General features: G+C 68.1%; 9 protein-coding genes. 8 read left to right on the top strand and 1 reads right to left on the bottom strand.

Translation table 11 applies throughout. The features are described 5' to 3' along the window. The first annotated feature begins 86 nt into the window (after nucleotides 1–86). The 3 genes from V5F75_RS17375 to V5F75_RS17365 all read left to right on the top strand — a co-directional run bounded on the left by V5F75_RS17375 (nucleotide 87) and on the right by V5F75_RS17365 (nucleotide 3,544). Entirely contained in the window at nucleotides 87–1,037 is a 951-nt protein-coding gene (locus tag V5F75_RS17375) for an acetyl-CoA carboxylase carboxyltransferase subunit alpha (RefSeq protein WP_394034041.1), read from the top strand. A gap of 216 nt (nucleotides 1,038–1,253) precedes the next feature. Beyond that, a complete protein-coding gene (locus tag V5F75_RS17370; protein ID WP_509212102.1) occupies nucleotides 1,254–2,477 on the top strand; it encodes a L,D-transpeptidase family protein in 1,224 nt (407 codons plus the stop codon). A 488-nt stretch (nucleotides 2,478–2,965) separates the two neighbouring features. After that, nucleotides 2,966–3,544 (top strand): hypothetical protein, encoded by a 579-nt coding sequence (locus V5F75_RS17365; RefSeq protein ID WP_394034039.1) that lies wholly within the window; start codon nucleotides 2,966–2,968, stop codon nucleotides 3,542–3,544. Between the two features lie 586 nt (nucleotides 3,545–4,130). On the opposite strand, the gene secA is transcribed toward V5F75_RS17365, so the two are convergent. After that, on the bottom strand, nucleotides 4,131–6,908 hold the full coding sequence (gene secA, locus V5F75_RS17360) for a preprotein translocase subunit SecA (RefSeq protein WP_394034038.1): 2,778 nt from the start codon (nucleotides 6,906–6,908) through the stop codon (nucleotides 4,131–4,133). A 419-nt stretch (nucleotides 6,909–7,327) separates the two neighbouring features. On the opposite strand from secA, the gene V5F75_RS17355 reads away from it, so the two are divergent. From V5F75_RS17355 to V5F75_RS17335, 5 genes are all read left to right on the top strand, one after another. Beyond that, nucleotides 7,328–8,584, top strand: coding sequence for an efflux RND transporter periplasmic adaptor subunit (locus tag V5F75_RS17355; protein ID WP_394034037.1), 1,257 nt, complete (start codon nucleotides 7,328–7,330; stop codon nucleotides 8,582–8,584). A 31-nt stretch (nucleotides 8,585–8,615) separates the two neighbouring features. After that, a complete protein-coding gene (locus tag V5F75_RS17350) occupies nucleotides 8,616–11,807 on the top strand; it encodes an efflux RND transporter permease subunit (RefSeq protein ID WP_394034036.1) in 3,192 nt (1,063 codons plus the stop codon). Nucleotides 11,808–11,961: 154 nt separating this feature from the next. Next, nucleotides 11,962–15,336, top strand: coding sequence for a transglutaminase family protein (locus V5F75_RS17345; protein ID WP_394034035.1), 3,375 nt, complete (start codon nucleotides 11,962–11,964; stop codon nucleotides 15,334–15,336). Nucleotides 15,337–15,538: 202 nt separating this feature from the next. Next, nucleotides 15,539–18,043, top strand: coding sequence for a circularly permuted type 2 ATP-grasp protein (locus tag V5F75_RS17340; RefSeq protein WP_394034034.1), 2,505 nt, complete (start codon nucleotides 15,539–15,541; stop codon nucleotides 18,041–18,043). 9 nt (nucleotides 18,044–18,052) lie between these two features. Beyond that, nucleotides 18,053–18,937 (top strand): transglutaminase family protein, encoded by an 885-nt coding sequence (locus tag V5F75_RS17335; protein WP_394034033.1) that lies wholly within the window; start codon nucleotides 18,053–18,055, stop codon nucleotides 18,935–18,937. The last annotated feature ends 140 nt before the right edge of the window (nucleotides 18,938–19,077 follow it).

Here is a 19,077-nt window from a genome sequence, read left to right as displayed (position 1 = left end):
CGCCCTTGACTTGGAGCCCCCGCGCGGGCAGCTTCCCGCCGCATCGGAGGGGCTAAGAGCAGTCCTTTCCAACCCCACGGACAAGCATGCGCAGCTATCTGGACTTCGAGAAGCCGGTCGCCGAACTCGAGGCCAAGGTGGAAGAGCTGAGGGCGCTGTCGGCTTCCAACGGCGTCGCCATCAGCGATGAGGTGCAGCGGCTCGAGGCCAAGGCCCACGATGCGCTCGTCGCCCTCTATGCCAATCTTTCCCCCTGGCAGAAGACCCTCGTCGCCCGCCATCCCCTGAGGCCGCATTTCGCCGCTTTCGCGGAGCGGCTGTTCGAGGAGTTCACGCCACTCGCGGGTGACCGCAAGTTCGGCGAGGACGAGGCCATCATCGGCGGTTTCGCCCGCTTCCGGGGCGAGAGCGTCTGCGTGCTGGGCCACGAGAAGGGCTCCACCACCGAGACCCGCATCCGTCACAATTTCGGCATGGCCCGCCCCGAGGGGTACCGCAAGGCGGTGCGCCTGATGGAGCTGGCCGACAGCTTCGGCATCCCCGTGATCTCGCTGGTGGACACCGCCGGCGCCTATCCGGGCATCGGCGCCGAGGAGCGCGGGCAGGCCGAGGCCATCGCCCGATCGACCGATGCGTGCCTCGCCCTTTCGGTGCCCAGCGTCTCGCTCATCATCGGCGAGGGCGGCTCGGGCGGCGCCATCGCGCTCGCCACCGCCAACCGCGTGCTGATGATGGAGCACGCCATCTACAGCGTGATCTCGCCGGAAGGCGCGGCCTCCATCCTGTGGCGCGACACCGCCAAGGCCCAGGAAGCGGCCACCAACATGAAGATCACGGCGCAGGACCTGCTGAAGTTCGGCGTCATCGATTCGATCGTGAAGGAGCCCGTGGGCGGCGCCCATCGCGATGCCGATGCCGCCGTCGCGGCCGCGGGGGACGCCATCGCCGATGCGCTCGCCTCCCTGGCCGAGCTTGACGGGCCGGGGCTGCGCCGGGCGCGGCGGGAGAAGTTCCTGGCCATCGGCCGCGGTCTCTGAGCCGCGGGCGGGGCGCCTGGAACCATCTCATCTTGGCCGCAATTGGCTCATTTCCTGGGATGGAGCACGAGCCTTGCCGCGGAGGGCGGTTCCGCCGCCCGCGGTTTAAGGTTTCGTTAAGGGGCAGGGGCTGAAGATGGCGGTTGCGCTATCCGGACAGGTATCAGGAGTTCCGCGTTGAACCGTCCGAAGACGACAGTCTCGTCGCGCGTCCGCATGGCGGCGTTGGCCGCCACCGCCGCGCTCGCCCTTTCCGCCTGCAACCAGACCGACGAGGTCTCGCGCAAGGCGAACAAGCCCCTTTCGCCGCAGATGCTCTCGCTCATCAGCGAGAAGAACATGGCGCCGTCCACCCCCATCCTGGTGCGGATCTTCAAGGAAGAGGCCGAGCTGGAGGTGTGGAAGGAAACGTCCTCCGGCAATTACGCGCTGCTGAAGACCTATCCCATCTGCCGCTGGTCGGGTGAGCTGGGCCCCAAGGTCAAGATGGGTGATCGGCAGGCGCCCGAGGGTTTCTATGCCATCGCTCCGGGGCAGATGAACCCCAATTCCAGCTACTATCTCTCGTTCAATCTCGGCTTCCCGAACGCCTTCGACAAGGCCTACGGGCGCACGGGTGAGTTCCTGATGGTGCACGGCGACTGCTCCTCCGCCGGCTGCTACGCCATGACGGACGAGCAGATCTCCGAGATCTTCTCGCTGGCGCGGGAGAGCTTCGCAGGCGGGCAGCGCTCCTTCCAGGTGCAGGCCTATCCCTTCCGCATGACGCCGAAGAACCTCGCGCGCCACCGCACCAATCCCAACATGGCGTTCTGGCGCAACCTGAAGCAGGGCTACGACCATTTCGAGGTCACCCGCCAGGAGCCGAAGGTGAGCGTGTGCGGGCGCCAGTATGTGTTCGACGCCCAGCCGGCTCTCGGCGCGCGCTTCGACGCCGATGCCGCCTGCCCGCCCTATCAGGTGGCGCCGAACATCGCCAATGCGGTGGCTGCCAAGGCCCGCGCCGACGACGCGCAGGTGGCCGCCCTCTCCCAGAGCGCGCCCGTGGCGCCGGTCAAGACGGGTGCCGACGGCGGCATGCACCCGGTGTTCCTGGCCGAGATCAAGCGCAAGCAGGGCGATAATTCCTACGCCTTCGCACCCCAGGCGCCCGGCACCATTCCCGAGACCACGCGGCCGCCGCGCCTCGACGAAAGCGTGGCCCTGAGCAGCCTCGGCCCGTCCGCCGATCCAGCGGCGGTGCCTGCCGCCGCGCCGGCTCCGGCCGCTGCCCCGGCCGCGCCGTTGGCGCCCGCCACGCCGGCGGACAAGCCCCAGGCATCGGCCACACCGCTGCCGAAGCCCTCGCTGGTGGTGGCGGGCCGCCCCGCCAATGTCAGCACTTCGGACACGCTGACCGGCGCCGCCGACGTGGTGCCCACCCAGACCTTCACACGCTGAGGGCAGACGCGGCCTCGCACGCCTGCCGCGTCTCCGGTTCCTCGCGAGGACACGGGGGCGGCGCGGAGCGCAGGGCTTCGCGGGGCATCGATGGAAGCCGGCATCCTGGCGGCGCGCCTTCGCCGTGGCATCCCTCCTTTATCGAAGCGTGAGCGCGGCTGAGGCGGAACGCGCTCTCCTGGCGGCGCTTCCACGCCCTCCGCCCGCGCGTTCCTGCCGTTGCCGGGGCTTCGGCGGGTGGGCGCCGCAATCTCCGGCAAGCACTTGCATACAGGGGGCCGACGGTTGCGCAGGGGGTGTGCCTCAGCCTGATCGGGCCCTTTTTTATCGTGCGAAGTCCTTGAGGCGTCGTCGCTTCTTCGCAGTCGCCCCGCTATCTTTCCGGAGGCCGGTATCGAAGCACGCTGCTTGGATGCCGCGACGGGGAGGGGGCTTTCGCTCCGTCGCGGTGCGGACCGGCCGGAACAGGAAACTGGGAGACACAGACAATGGCATTCAAGAAAATGGCCGGGCGCCTGTCGCTGATCGCCGGTGCTGCCGTTCTCGGCGCGGTGTCCGCCTTCGCGCAGCCGATCGTCGGCGAGGGCGCGGTCGACGTGAGCCAGGTCAAGGTCTCCGTGATCGCGGTCGACGCGGATACCCGTCAGGTCGTCCTCAAGGGGCCGGAAGGCAACATCTTCACCGTGAAGGTGGGGCCCGCCATCAAGAAGTTCGACGAGATCGCGGTCGGCGACACCGTGACCATCACGGAGACCGATGCGGTCATCATCGACATCGCCAAGCCCGAGGCGGGCGCCGGTGTCGGCATCCAGGTGTCGCAGGCCGTGGCCACCGATCCGAACAGCGCCAAGCCCGCGGGCGCGGTGGTGGACACCATCCGCCTCACCGGCGAGATCGTGCGCATGGACCCCGATGACGCCACCCTGACCCTGAAGGGGCCGGAGGGCCGCCTCTATGTGGTCCAGGCCAAGAAGCCTGAGCACAAGGAGAAGGTGAAGGGCGTGAAGGTCGGCGATCTCGTGCAGGTGACCTTCAACCAGTCCGTCGCCATCGCGGTGACCAAGTAAGGTTTGGGATCTGCGCCCGGCGCCGGCTTCCCTGCCGGCGCCGGGCGCCTTGATGTTCCGGGCGTGCCGGGCGGCTTCGTTTCGGCGGGTTCGCTCTTGGTAAATGGGCTTTGGTCAGGCCGGCTTCGCCGCGCCGATAGCCCGCAGGGCTGCTCAAACGCATCCTGGATAGAGCTTCGCCGGGTCGGTTTGACGGCTGCATGCCGGTCTGAAGCCGGCGATGTCCGCCGACACCTGTGGCGCCGCTGTCGTGCGGCTCAGGGCACGGGACGCCGGCAATTCAGGCGTGCCCCCCATCCGTGCACGCCCAGCCGGTCTGCTGCGCTGAAGCGCATCCATGTGAACGGGCCGCGGTTCACGTCAGGACGGTGCGCGAACTCGATCATATCCGAACGGTTCCGTCGAAGCGCGATAGCGATGCCGGAGATTCATCCTTCGCGCGCCGGGGCAGGGGCGTCCTGCCAAGGCATTCCCGTTGAACGCGTCTAGGAGCGCCGGCGCCGATAGCGCGCAGGGTGCAAGGCGTGGAGCGCACCTCAAAGCACGGAAGGGGCCGGCGCGCGCCGCATCGGGCGCGCGCCGTGCCTCAGGCGAAGCGGCCGTGGCAGTGCTTGAACTTCTTGCCGGAGCCGCAGGGACACACCTCGTTGCGGCCGACCTTCCCCCAGGTGGAGGGATCCTTCGGATCGCGCTCCGCCACCGCGATGTCTCCGCCGAGCGGCGGCAGAGGGCGGGAGCCGATGGCGGCGGCGGCCTCGGCGATCTCGTCCTCCCCCGTCAGCGGATCGGCGTGGTGCGCTTCCATCATCGGAAGCTCCTCCACCGGTGGCTGGGTGACGATCTCCACGCGCATGAGCTGGGCCGTGACCACCTCGCGCAGGCGGTTCAGCATGGCGGAGAAGAGGTTGAACGCCTCGGACTTGTATTCGTTGAGCGGGTCGCGCTGGGCGTAGCCGCGCAGGCCCACCACCTGGCGCAGGTGGTCGAGCATGGCGATGTGCTCGCGCCACAGGTGATCGAGGGTCTGGAGAAGGATGGACTTCTCCACGTAGCGCATCAGTTCCGGCCCGTAGGTGGCGGCCTTGGCAGCCATCGACTCGTCGGCGGTGCGGATGATGCGCTCGGTCACCTCGGGGCCGGCGATGCCCTCCTCCTTGGCCCATTCCTCCACCGGCAGGTCGAGGTTCAGGGCTTCGAGCAGGGCCTGGTGCAGGCCGGTGGTGTCCCACTGCTCGGGATAGGCGTTCTCGGGGATGAACTTGGCCACGGTGTCGGTGATGAGGGCATGGCGCATGTCCTCCACCGTTCCGGCCACGTCCTCGTCGTTCATCAGCTCCAGGCGCTGCTCGAACACGACCTTGCGCTGGTCGTTCAGAACGTCGTCATACTTCAGGACGTTCTTGCGCATGTCGTAGTTGCGGGCTTCCACCTTCTGCTGGGCCTTTTCCAGTGCCCGGTTGATCCAGGGGTGGATGATGGCCTCGCCTTCCTTCAGGCCGAGCTTCTGCAGCATGCTGTCGAGCCGGTCCGACCCGAAGATGCGCATCAGGTCGTCTTCCAGGGACAGGAAGAACTTGGAGTGGCCGGGGTCGCCCTGGCGGCCGGAGCGGCCCCGAAGCTGGTTGTCGATGCGCCGGCTCTCGTGACGCTCGGTGCCGAGCACGAACAGGCCGCCGGCGGCCAGAGCCTTCTTCTTGAGCTCATCCACCTCGGCCTTGATGCGGGCCGCGGCGGCGTCCCGCTCCGGGCCTTCCGGGATGTCGCGCAGCTCGTTCTCCACGCGCATCTCGGCCGAGCCGCCGAGCTTGATGTCGGTGCCGCGCCCCGCCATGTTGGTGGCGATGGTGATGGCCCCCGGCACGCCCGCCTGGGAGACGATGTAGGCCTCCTGCTCGTGGTAGCGGGCGTTCAGCACCGAGAAGACCTTGCCCGAGGTGTCGATGCGGGTGAGGGCGGCGGGGTCGGAATAGTCCTTCTGGTGAAGGCCCGCCTTCTTGAGCAGGTCGGCGAGCAGCTCCGACTTCTCGATGGAGGTGGTGCCCACCAGCACCGGCTGGCCGCGCTCGCCGCAATCCTTGATGAGCTCGATGATGGCGTCATACTTCTCGCGCGCGGTGCGGTAGACCTCGTCGTCGTCGTCGGCGCGGGCGATGGGCAGGTTGGTGGGGATTTCCACCACGTCGAGCTTGTAGATGTCGCCGAACTCCGCCGCCTCGGTGGAGGCGGTGCCGGTCATGCCAGCGAGCTTCTCATAGAGACGGAAGTAGTTCTGGAAGGTGATGGAGGCGAGCGTCTGGTTCTCGGGCTGGACCTGGACGTGCTCCTTGGCCTCCAGCGCCTGGTGCAGGCCTTCCGAATAGCGCCGGCCCGGCATCATGCGGCCGGTGAACTCGTCGATGATGACCACCTCGCCATTGCGGACGATATAGTCCTTGTCGCGCTGGAACAGCGCATGGGCGCGCATGGCCTGGTTCACGTGGTGCACCACCGAGACATTCTCGATGTCGTAGAGGCTCTCGGACTTGAGAAGCCCGGCCTCCTTCAGCATCTGCTCCATTTTCTCCATGCCGTTTTCGGTCATGGTGACGGTGCGCTGCTTCTCGTCCACCTCGTAATCATCCTTGGCGAGGCGGGGGATGTAGGTGTCGATGGTGTTGTAGAAGTCGGAGCGGTCGTCGAGCGGGCCGGAAATGATGAGGGGCGTGCGCGCCTCGTCGATGAGGATGGAGTCCACTTCGTCCACGATGGCGAAGAAGTGCGGGCGCTGCACCATCTGCGCGCGCTCGTACTTCATGTTGTCGCGCAGGTAGTCGAAGCCCAGCTCGTTGTTGGTGGCGTAGGTGACGTCGCAGTGATAGGCGGCGTGGCGCTCGGCGTCGTCGAGGCCATGGACGATGACGCCGGTGGTGAGGCCCAGGAAGCCGTAGAGCTTGGTGAGCGATTCCGCATCGCGCTTGGCGAGGTAGTCGTTCACGGTCACCACGTGGACGCCCTTGCCCGCGAGGGCGTTGAGGTAGACCGGCAGGGTGGCCATGAGGGTCTTGCCCTCGCCGGTCTTCATCTCGGCGATGCCGCCCTGGTGCAGCACCATGCCGCCGATGAGCTGCACGTCGAACGGGCGCATGCCCAGCACGCGCCTGGCGGCCTCGCGCGCGGTGGCGAAGGCGGGCACCAGGAGGTCGTCGAGGGTCTTGCCGTCCGCGATCTGCTGGCGGAACTCGCCCGTACGGGCGCGCAGGGCGTCGTCGGAGAGGGCTTCCAGCTCTTTTTCCAGGGCGTTGATGGCCTGGACCCGGGGTCGGTACCCCTTCACCCGGCGATCGTTTGCGGAGCCGAAGAGCTTGCGGGCAAGTCCACCTAACATGGTTGTTCTCTGTTCCGATCCGTCGGGTCTTGAAGGAGGGCGGAGACGGGCCGCCGGACCCTCCGGGAAATGGTGCGCCTTTGGACACCCCCAATGGGGCGCCAGCAAGTCGGACGGGGTCTTCGGCGGGTGCTGCGACGATGCGCGCAGCCGCCGCCCCTCCGCCTTTCGGCGGGTAGCATGCCACGCGGACACTTATGAACGGGTCGGGGCAATGTCAATGCAAGGCGGCCCGCGCACGTGGCGGCGGTGGCGTTACCTTATGTGACCGGCGCCGCGCGGCGTCCGGATGACGCGTCGCAGTGCGATTTGCCGTGTAGAGTAAAATGGTAGGGTCACAGAAGCGTCCAAATCCTCGCATGGACACGTCATCGGTCGGCGCCTAGTATCCCGCGCAGTTGCGCAATGGGGGATTTCGCATGGTGGGGGGTATCCGGGCGGCCGCATTTCTGCGGCGCACAGGAGTGGTGTGCAGCGCGGCCTTCCTTCTCGCGGCGTGCGAGGAAAAGAACACCTACGTGGCGCCGCCGCCCCCGACCGTGACGGTGGCCGAGGTGACGCAGCAGCCGGTGACCACCTTTCTGGAGCTCACCGGCAACACCGCTTCCATCAATTCCGTGGATTTGAATGCCCGCGTCCAGGGCTTCCTGACCTCCATCAACTATGCGGACGGCCAGGTGGTGAAGAAAGGCGACCTGCTCTTCGTCATCGAGCAGGATGTCTACAAGGCCGACGTGGACCAGGCCAAGGCGACGCTGGCCGCTAAGCAGGCCGCGCAGGTCCAGGCCGAGGCCGAGTTCAACCGCCAGAATCAGCTCGCCAAGCAGGACTTCGCCTCCCAGGCCGTCCTCGACCAGGCGCGCGCCAAGCGCGACGCGGCGGTGGCCGACGTTCAGAACGCTCAGGCGTCCCTGGAGCTGGCGCAGATCAACCTCGGCTATACCGAGGTGCGTGCCCCGTTCGACGGCGTGGTGACGGCCCACCTTCAGGACGTCGGCGCGCTGGTGGGCTATTCCGGCCCCACCAAGCTCGCCACCATCGTCGAGGTGAACCCCATCTACGTCTGGTTCTCCCTGAGTGAGCAGCAGGTGCTCAACATCAAGGAGGGGATGGCCAAGGCGGGGCACAAGATGATGACCCTGCGCGAGAATCCCAGCGCCATCCCGGTCGAGATCGGGCTGCAGACGGAAACCGGCTTCCCGCACCAGGGCAAGCTCGACTACATCGCGCCCCAGGTCGATCCGAACCTCGGCACGCTGACGGTGCGCGGCATCTTCGACAATTCGAATCTGTCGCTACTGCCTGGCCTGTTCGCCCGCGTGCGGCTGCCGCTGGGCATGCCGGTCCCCACGCTGCTGGTGCCGGATTCGATCATCAGCGAGAATCAGCTCGGGCCCTACGTGCTCACCGTGGACGCGGACGGCAAGGTCTCGCAGGCGCAGATTCGCCAGGGCCAGCTCCAGCCGAACGGGCTGCGGGCGGTGGAAGGCGGGCTGAAGCTCGGCGACCGCGTCATCGTCAACGGCATCCAGCGCGCGGTGCCGGGCTCGAAGGTGACGGTGGAGATGGGCAAGATCACCGCTCCGGTGCAGCCCACTCCGGTCGAGGGCGCAAGCCCCGCGGCCCAGCCGGCTCCCGCGGCGCCGGCGGCCCAGCCCGCAGCTCCGAAGAACTGACCGGCCCCTCGAACGCCAGAAAGCTGCGCCCATGATCTCGCGCTTTTTCATCGAGAGGCCGGTTCTTTCGAACGTGCTGGCCCTGGTCTTCGTGCTGATCGGCCTCGTGTCGCTGATCCGCCTGCCGGTGGCGCAATATCCGAACATCGTGCCGCCCACGGTGTCGGTCACCACCAGCTATCCGGGCGCCTCCGCCAAGACGCTCATCGACACCGTCGCCCTGCCCATCGAGCAGCAGGTGAACGGCGTCGAGGGCATGCTCTACATGCAGTCCTGGTCAGCATCCGACGGCACCTACACGCTGGTCGTCACCTTCGCCATCGGCACCGATCCGAACATGGCGCAGGTGCTGGTGCAGAACCGCGTCAACATCGCCCTCTCCTCGCTGCCGCAGGCGGTGCAGTCCCAGGGCGTGACCATCCTGCAGAAGGGCACCTCCATCATGGAGTTCGTGACCCTCATCTCGCCGGATGGCCGCTATGACGGCCTGTATCTCAACAATTACGGCATCATCAACATCCAGAACGAGCTGGCGCGCGTGGACGGCGTCGCCAACGTCACCATCTTTGGAACCGGCACCTATGCGCTGCGCGTGTGGATGGACCCGGACAAGATGCAGGCGTTCGGCCTCACCCCCAGCGATGTGTCCAACTCCATCCAGAAGCAGAGCCAGCTCGTCACCCCCGGCCAGCTGGGCATTCCGCCGGCCCCGTCCAACGCCGCCTTCCAGTACACGGTGAACGTGAAGGGCCGCCTCAACGATGCGGCGGACTACGAGAACATCATCGTCAAGGTGGACAACCAGGACGGCGGGCGCATCGTCCGCCTGCGCGATGTGGCGCGCGTGGAGCTGGGCGCGCAGAGCTACTCGCGAGACTTCACCCAGGACGGCAAGCCCGCCGCCGGCGTCGCCATCTTCCAGCTTCCCGCCGCCAATGCGCTCGACGTGTCGAACCGCGTCGCCGCCAAGATGGAGGAGCTGAAGAAGGACTTCCCCGAAGGGCTCGAATACACCATTCCCTTCAACACCACCTGGTTCGTCACCGCCTCCATCAACGAGGTCTACAAGACCCTCTACGAGGCGGCGATCCTGGTGCTGGTGGTGATCCTCATGTTCCTCCAGGACTGGCGGGCGACGCTGGTTCCGGCGACCACGGTGCCGGTGACCATCATCGGCGCCTTCGCCGCCATGGACGCCATGGGCTTCACCATCAACATCTCGACCCTGTTCGCCATCATCCTCGCCATCGGCATCGTGGTGGACGACGCCATCGTGATCGTGGAGGGCGTGTCCCGCCATATCGAGGAGGGCATGGACGGCCAGCCGGCCGCCGAGAAGGCGATGGATGAGCTGTTCGGCCCGGTGATCGGCATCACCCTGGTGCTGATGTCGGTGTTCCTGCCGGCATCCTTCATACCGGGCCTGTCGGGGCAGATGTTCAAGCAGTTCGCGCTGGTCATCGCCGCTACCGCCTTCATCTCGGCCATCAACGCCGCCACGCTGAAGCCCACCCAGTGCGCCCTGTGGCTGCGCAAGCCGGTGCCGCCGGAGAAGCGCAACTTTATCTTCCGCGGCTTCAACGCCATCTACGGCAAGGCCGAGCATTGGTACGCGGGGCTCATGTCCCGCATGGTGCACCATTCCAAGCTGATGGTGATCATCGCGTTCGCCCTCATCGGCGTGGCGGGCTACGGCATCACCAAGGTGCCCACCTCCTTCCTGCCCATCGAGGATCAGGGCTACTTCCTGGTGGCGGTGCAGCTGCCGGATGGCGCCAACATGAACCGCACCAAGGTGGTGATGGGCGAGGTTTCCGAACGGGTGCGCAAAGTGCCGGGCGTGCAGACCGCGCTCGCCATCTCCGGCATCTCTGTCATGGACAACTCCGCCACCCTCGCCAACGCCGGCGTCATCTACGTGACGCTGACCCCCTGGGACGAGCGCTATTCCGGCAAGGTGAAGGGCGAGGACCTGCTCTCGCTCTACCAGAACCTCAACAAGGCGGTGGCCGATGTGCAGGAGGCGCAGGTGCTGATCCTGGTGCCGCCGGCCATCCAGGGCATCGGCAACGCCGCCGGCTTCACCATGCAGCCGCAGCTGCGCAACGGCAATTTCGACTACCAGCTCCTCGCGCAGATCACCAACGCCCTGGTGGAGAAGGCGAGCGCGCAGTCGGCGCTCCAGCATGTCGCGACCTCCTTCCGGGTCGGCGCGCCGCAGCTGGAGGTGACCGTGAACCGCACCATGGCGGAGACCCTGGGCGTGACCGTGGGCCAGGTGTTCGAGACCATCTCGTCTTATCTCGGCTCCACTTACGTCAACCAGATCACCCGCTTCGGCAACACGTTCCAGGTCTATGTGCAGGCGGACGCGAAGTACCGCGTCACCCCGGCCGACCTCTTGGCCCTGAAGGTGCGTACGCCGAGCGGCAAGATGGTGCCCCTCGGCTCCATGGTGGAGGTGAAGACCGTCCAGGGCCCGCCCTTGATCTCGCTCTACAATCTCTATCCCTCGTCCACCGTCGTGGGCTCCAATGCCGCCGGCTTCTCCTCCGGCCAGGCGATGCAGCTCATGGAGCAGATCGCCGCCTCCACCATGCCGCCGGGCACCGGCTTCGAGTGGACCGCCATGTCCTACCAGGAGAAGGCGGTCGGCAATCAGATCTACTACGTGTTCGGGCTCGCGGTGCTGCTGGTCTACTTCGTGCTGGCGGGGCAGTATGAAAGCTGGATCCAGCCCATGTCGGTCATCCTGGCGGTGCCGCTGGCGCTGCTGGGCACGGTGGGCGCGCTTCTGGGGCTTGGGGTGTCCAACAACCTCTACACCCAGATCGGCCTCGTGCTGCTTATCGCGCTCGCGGCCAAGAATGCGATCCTGATCGTGGAATACGCCCGCGAGAAACGGGCGGAGGGCATGGAGATCACGGATGCGGCGGTGGAGGCGGCGCGGCTGCGGTTCCGCCCCATCCTGATGACTTCTTTCGCCTTCATCCTCGGCGTGCTGCCGCTGGTGTTCGCCACCGGCGCGGGCGCCAACTCCAGAAAGTCCATCGGCATCGCCGTGGTGTCGGGCATGCTCGCCTCGACCTGCCTCGCGGTGCTGTTCGTGCCGTCCTTCTTCACCGTGCTGCAGCGCTTCGAGGAGCGGGGCAAGAAGAAGAAGGGCGCGCCGCAGCGGCCGCCGGAGGAGTCGACCCCGCCCACCGAACCCGCATCTGCCTGAGATCGGGTCCGAACTTATGCGCAATACGGCGGCAACTGCCTCAAAGGGAGGCGGCTGCCGCCGTAAAGTCGCGCTTCCGCGTCCGCACAGCCTTGTCTAACCTTGTCCCATTCACCCGAGGGCCTCACCGGCCCGCAGGACCAGGTGCTTCTTCATGTCCATCCTCGCGAGCCTGCATCACGTCACGAGCTATCGCTACGAGCGCCCCGTCGCGCTCGGCCCGCAGGTCGTGCGCCTGCGGCCGGCGCCCCATAGCCGGACCGAGATTCCCGCTTACGCGCTGAAGATTTCGCCTGCCGAGCATTTCATCAACTGGCAGCAGGACCCGTTCGGCAACTGGCTGGCCCGCATCGTCTTTCCGGAGAAGATCGAGGAATTCAAGGTCGAGGTCGACCTGCTTGCCAAGCTCGACGTGATCAACCCGTTCGACTTCTTCGTCGAGGATTATGCGGAGAACTTCCCCTTCGCCTATGCGCCAGAGCTGAAGGCAGAGCTGGCGCCTTATCTCGAGCTGGAGCACGAGGGGGCGCTGTTCGATTCGTTCCTGGCCACTGTGCCGCGGGAGAAGAAACGCATCGTCGACTTCCTGGTGGAGCTGAACCAGCGGCTCCAGACCGAGATCGGCTATGTCATCCGCATGGAGCCGGGCGTCCAGACCCCCGACGAGACGCTCTCCAGGAAGCTGGGCTCCTGCCGCGACACCGGCTGGCTCCTGGTGCAGATGCTGCGCCACCTCGGCCTCGCCGCGCGCTTCGTCTCCGGCTACCTGATCCAGCTGAAGCCCGACGTGAAGTCCCTCGACGGTCCTTCGGGCACCGATGTGGACTTCACCGACCTGCACGCCTGGTGCGAGGTCTACGTGCCCGGCGCGGGCTGGATCGGCCTCGATCCCACCTCCGGCCTGCTGTGCGGCGAGGGGCACATTCCGCTGGCGGCGACGCCGCATTACCGTTCGGCGGCGCCGATCTCCGGCTATCTCATGGAGAAGGCCGAGACCGAGTTCGGCTTCGACATGAGCGTGACCCGCGTGGCCGAGGCGCCGCGCGTCACCTATCCGTTCTCGGACGAGACCTGGGCCGCGCTCGACGCCCTCGGCCGCAAGGTGGACGAGGACCTTGCCGCCGGCGACGTGCGCCTCACCATGGGCGGCGAGCCCACCTTCGTGTCCATCGACGACTACCAGGCGGCGGAGTGGAACACCGAGGCGCTCGGCCCTCAGAAGCGGGTGCGCGCGGATGATCTCATCCGCCGCCTGCGCAAGCGCTTTTCCGCCGAGGGTGTGCTGCACTATGGCCAGGGTAAGTGGTATCCCGGTGAGCAGTTGCCGCGCTGGTCGTTCGACCTGTTCTGGCGCAAGGACGGCCAGCCCATGTGGCGGCGCGAGGACCTGATCGCCGACGAATCCACCGATTACGGCGTGGGCCCGGCCGATGCCGAGCGCTTCGCCAAGCTGTTGGCCGAGAAGCTGAAGGTGGGTGCGCAGTTCGTGCAGCCCGCGTTCGAGGACAACATCTATTACATGTGGAAGGAACAGTGCCTTCCCGAAAACATCTCGCCCGGTGACGAGCGGCTGGCGGACGAAGCGCAGCGGCGCATGCTGGCCCGCACCTTCAACCAGGGGCTCGCGAACCCCACGGGCGCGGTGCTGCCGCTGCGGCGCATCAGTACCGCCGAAGGCCCCGGCTGGGCCTCCGAGGCGTGGACCTTCCGTCGCGACTTCCTGTTCCTGATGCCCGGCGAAAGCCCGATGGGCTATCGCCTGCCGCTGGATTCGCTCCATTATCTGGCGCCGACGCGCTACCCGCACACCGCACCCATGGACCCCTTTGAGCCGCGCGGCCCGCTGCCGGACGCGGCGGAGCTGTCCGAGCGCTATCGGGGCACGGGCGCGGACGGGCGCGAGCGCTATTCGGTGGCGCCCCGCACCTCGGCCTATGGCGTGGGCGAGCGGGCGCAGGCGCTGGTGCAGGAATATCTGCTGAAGCACGACCAGCAGATCTCCACCATCGACACCCGCACGGCGCTGTGCGTGGAGCCGCGCGGCGGGCGGCTGTGCGTGTTCTTGCCGCCGGTCGACGCGCTGGAAGACTATGTGGATCTCATCGCCGCCATCGAGCAGGTGGCGATCGAGCTTGATACGCCCCTCCACCTCGAAGGCTATCCGCCGCCCTTCGACTACCGGCTGAACCTCATCCGCCTCTCGCCGGACCCCGGCGTGCTGGAGGTGAACATCCACCCCTCGTCCTCGTGGGAGGGCTGCGTGGATGTCACCCGTATCCTCTACGAAGAGGCGCGCCTTGCCCGGCTCGGCACCGAGAAGTTCATGGTGGACGGGCGCCACACCGGCACCGGCGGCGGCAACCATGTGGTGGTCGGTGGCGCCATGCCGGCCGACAGCCCCTTCCTGCGCCGGCCGGACCTGCTCAAGAGCCTGCTGCTCTACTGGCAGCGACATCCCTCGCTGTCCTACATGTTCTCGGGCCTCTTCATCGGCCCGACCTCCCAGCATCCGCGCATCGACGAGGCGCGGCACGACAGCCTCTACGAATTCGAGATCGCGCTCTCGAAGATCCCGCTGCCCGGCGGCGAGCTGCCGCCGCCGCCGTGGCTGGTGGACCGGCTGTTGCGCAACATCCTGGTGGACGTGACGGGCAACACCCACCGCACCGAGATCTCCATCGACAAGTTCTACTCGCCGGACGGCCCCACGGGCCGGCTGGGCCTGGTGGAGTTCCGCTGCTTCGAGATGCCGCCGGACTGGCGCATGAGCCTTGCCCAGCAGCTGCTGCTGCGCGCGCTCATCTCCCGCCTGTGGCGCGCGCCGGTCCAGGGCAATTGCGCCCGCTGGGGCACCATCCTCAACGACCGCTTCATGCTGCCCCATTACGTGTGGCAGGATTTCTCGGACGTGCTGGAGGACCTCGGTGACCACGGCTACGTCTTCGATCCCGAGTGGTTCAAGGCGCAGTACGAGTTCCGCTTCCCCGCCTTTGGCAAGGTGCAGCGTGCCGGCGTGGACCTGGAGGTCCGTCAGGCGCTGGAATGCTGGAACGTGCTGGGCGAGGAGGGCGTCATCGGCGGCACCGCCCGCTACGTGGACAGCTCGGTGGAGCGCCTTCAGGTGAAGGTGGAGGGCTTCAACCCGGCCCGCCACATCGTCACCTGCAACGGCCGGCGGATGCCGCTGGCGCCCACGGGACGCAACGGCACCTTCGTGGCCGGGGTGCGCTACAAGGCGTGGCAGCCCTGGTCGGGCCTCCACCCGACCATCCCGGTGCACTCGCCGCTCACGTTCGACGTGGTGGACACCTGGAGCCAGCGCTCGCGGGGCGGCTGCGTCTACTACGTGTCCCATCCGGGCGGGCGCAGCTACGACACCTTCCCCGTCAATTCCTATGAGGCAGAGGCCCGCCGGCTCGCCCGCTTCCAGGATTACGGGCATACGCCGGGCGTCACCCACGTTCCGGCCGAGACGGCGCCGGACGAGTTCCCGACCACGCTGGACCTGCGCCGGCCGATCGGGGTGTGACGCGGCGCCGGTCGCGGACAGCGCTCGCATTCGGAGCAGGGGCGGCGGTGTGCCGCCCCTGTTCGTGTCGGCTCCCGCTGCGGCGGGCATCCCTTCCGGGGCGCCTTGCCTTGAGGGGGCCTTGGCGCGGATGATGCTTCACGCGCCAGTTTTGGCATAATCGCAAACCCGGCCGCCCGCGGCCGAGGGGAAAGGGTTCTTCGTGTCGGGTGCGGAACAGCGCAGCGAGGTCTTTGAGAAAGCTGCGGCCGAGAGCCTGCTCGGCGGCTACCGCACCCTGCCGGGCGTCCGCGACGAGATGCTGGATGGGGAGGGGCGCCCGCGTGCCCATTGGGTGCCGTTCCTCGCCGCCCTCGCGCAGATGGGGCCGGAGGAGCTGCGCCGCCGCTTCGGCTCCGCCGACCGCTATCTCAGGGATTCCGGCGTCTTCTATCGCGTCTATGACGATGCCGGCGGCGGCGAGCGCCCCTGGTCGCTCAGCCATGTGCCGCTGCTGATCGAGCAATCGGACTGGACCGCCCTTTCCGCCGGCCTCATCCAGCGCGCGGAATTGCTGGAGGCGGTGCTTCAGGATCTCTACGGCCCGGCGCGCCTCGTCAGCGAGGGGGACCTGCCGGCGGCCGTGGTCGCGGGCAGCGACGAGTTCCTGCGGCCCCTGGTGGGTGTGAAGCCCTACGGCGGGCGCTACCTGCGCCTTTACGCGGCCGATGTGGGCCGCGGCCCGGATGGGCGCTGGTGGGTGCTGGCCGACCGCGCCCAGGCGCCCTCCGGCACCGGTTATGCGCTGGAGAACCGCCTCGCGATGACGCGCGCGCTGCCGGATGTCTCGCGCGCGCTGCGCATGCAGCGGGTGGCGGGCTTCTTCCAGGCGCTTCGCACCTCGCTGATGAAGCTCGACCGGACCGGGGAGGGGCGCATCGGCCTGCTCACCCCCGGCCCCATGAACGAGACCTATTTCGAGCACGCCCTGCTGGCCCGCTATCTCGGCTTCCTGCTGGTGGAGGGCGAGGACCTCTCCGTGCGCGGGGACCGGCTGCATGTGCGCACCGTGGCGGGCCTCAAGCCCATCGACGTGCTGCTGCGCCGGCTCGACGCCGATTTCGCCGACCCGCTGGAGCTGAACGCGCGCTCGCGCCTCGGCGTGCCGGGCCTCGTGCAGGCGCTTCGGGAAGGGGGCGTCGCGTTCGCCAACGCGCTGGGCAGCGGCTTGGTGGAGGCGCCGGCGCTGCTCGCCTTCCTGCCGCGCATCGCCATGCGCGTGCTGGGGGCGCCCCTGAAGCTGCCCCACGTGGGCACCTGGTGGTGCGGGCAGGATGCCGAGCGCGCGCAGGTGATGGAGCACCTGGACGAGCTCGTGGTCGGTTCCGCCTTCGGGCGGCCGGTGCCGGTGCTGCCCTCCGGCGGCTCGGTGCTGGGGGCGGATCTCGGCGCGGCCGACCGCCGCCGCCTCTCGACCCTGCTGGCGCGGCGCGGGGTGGAACTGGTGGGGCAGGACATCGCGCGCCTGTCCACCACCCCCGTGTGGACCGGGGACCGGCTGCAGCCGCGCCCCTTCATGCTGCGCGTGTTCCTCGCTGCCACCGACAACGGGTGGGTGGTGATGCCCGGCGGCTTCTGCCGCATTTCCTCCACGCCCGATGCGCGGGCGATCTCGCTGCAGAAGGGCGACCGCTCCGCCGATGTCTGGGTGCTGGCCGACCACGCGGTGTCGGATGCGACCCTGCTGCCGAGCCCGGACAACGTGAAGGTGCGCCGCTCCTCCGGCACCCTGCCGAGCCGGGCGGCGGACAATCTCTTCTGGCTCGGCCGCTATGTGGAGCGGGCCGAGGCGACGCTGCGCCTCTCGCGCGTGCTGGTGGGGCGCCTCGCCGAAAGCGGCGACACGGGCACGAGCCCGCTCGTCTCGCGGCTGCTGGGCCTTCTGGGCGCCTGGGGCGCCATGCCGCGTGATCTCGCGCGGGCCACGCCCGCCCGTTATGCGGTGGCGGTGCTCACGCGGCGCGACGTGCCCGGCGCGCTGCCGCAGCTTGTCGTGGCGGCGCGGGCGGCGGCCTCCGTCATCCGCGACCGCTTCTCGCCCGATGCCTGGAAGGCGCTGGTGGACCTCGAAGCCTGCGTGCTCGCCCCCATCAACGCCGCCCCTTCGGAAGCCGATGCCCATGAGCGGGCGGATACGGCGCTGCGCATCATCGCCGCCTTCTCGGGCCTTGCCAGCGAGAACATGAACCGTCTCACCGGCTGGCGCTTCCTGGAGCTGGGCCGGCGTACGGAGCGGGCCATCAGCACCCTGCGCTTCGCCCGCACCTTCGGCGAGCAGGGGGCGCCGGGCTCCCTCGACGCGCTGCTCCAGGTGGCCGACAGCCAGATCACCTATCGCAGCCGCTATGTGATGATGGAGGCGCGCGGGCCGGTTCTGGACCTCGTGCTGCTCGACCCCGACAATCCGCGCTCGGTGGCGTTCCAGGTGGATCGCATGGCGGAGCACCTGCGGGTGCTGCCCGGCCGCGACCACGATGCGCCGCCGCCCCTGTGGGAGCGGCTTGTGGCGCGGATGCGGGCCGAGCTGGCCGCCGCCACGGCCGAGAGCTTCGATGCGGCCTGGTTCGACGACAGGGAGAAGAATTTGATGCGGCTGTCGGATGAGATCGCCGCCCACTACTTTCTGCAGGGTCATTCGCCCGAAATGACCATGACCCTGGCGATGTGAGGCGGCGGCATGCTCTACGACATCCGCCAGACCACCTCCTACACCTATGCCGTTCCGGTGCGGGTGGCGCGCCAGGTGCTGCGCATGACGCCCGTGGACCGGCTCGGCCACCAGCATGTCATCGCCCACGTGCTCGACCTCTCGCCGGAGGCGGCGGAGCTGGAGCGGGGCGTCGACTTCTTCGGCAACGGGCTCACCTGGCTGACCCTCGACCAGCCGCACGACCGGCTCCAGATCTCCACCCGCAGCCGGGTGGACGTGAGCGCGACGCCGCTGCCCGAGCCTTCCGCCACCCTGAGCGTGGACGATGTGCGCGCGGCGGCGGCCGGCGCTTTCGATCTCGGGCCCCGCTCGCCGGTGCACGGGCTGTTTCCCAGCCGGGCCATCCCGGTCGATGCCGCCATCACCGAATGGGCGGGCCTGAGCTGCCCCGGCGACCGGCCGATCCTGGCGGCCGGCCTGGAGCTGATGCAGCGGATCAAGGACGATTTCACCTACGAGCCCGGCTCCACCATGGTCACGACACCGCCCCACGAGGCCTTCATGGCGCGGCGGGGTGTGTGCCAGGATTTCGCGCAGGTGATGATTGCCGGCCTGCGCGGCATCGGCCTGCCCGCGCGCTATGTGTCGGGCTATCTGCGCACGGTGCCGCCGGAAGGCCAGCCGCGGCTCGAAGGGGCCGATGCCACCCACGCCTGGGTGGAGATCTGGTGCGGCCCGGAGGTGGGGTGGATCGGGCTCGACCCCACCAACGCCATCCCCGCCGGGGACGACCACATCATCCTGGCCGTGGGGCGCGACTATGCCGACGTGGCGCCGGTGGACGGCGTGATCGTCTCTTCCGGCGACCACATGCTGGCGGTGGGCGTGGACGTGATTCCGGTGGAACGGTAGGGCGCCGGTCGGATGGCGACCGCGCCGAAGGGCCGGCTGGGCGTGGCGCCCGAGAGCGCTTCCGAGCGAAGCGGGCACCGGGTTTCTTGAAGAAGGCGTGTCGCCGCGGAAACCTGAAGCGCTTGCCGTGCTGACATGCA

The sequence above is a fragment of the Xanthobacter albus genome (assembly GCF_043194895.2).
Classification (GTDB): domain Bacteria; phylum Pseudomonadota; class Alphaproteobacteria; order Rhizobiales; family Xanthobacteraceae; genus Xanthobacter.
Note: the sequence above shows the minus strand (reverse complement) of the source record. Positions and strands in the feature narration are given on the sequence as shown.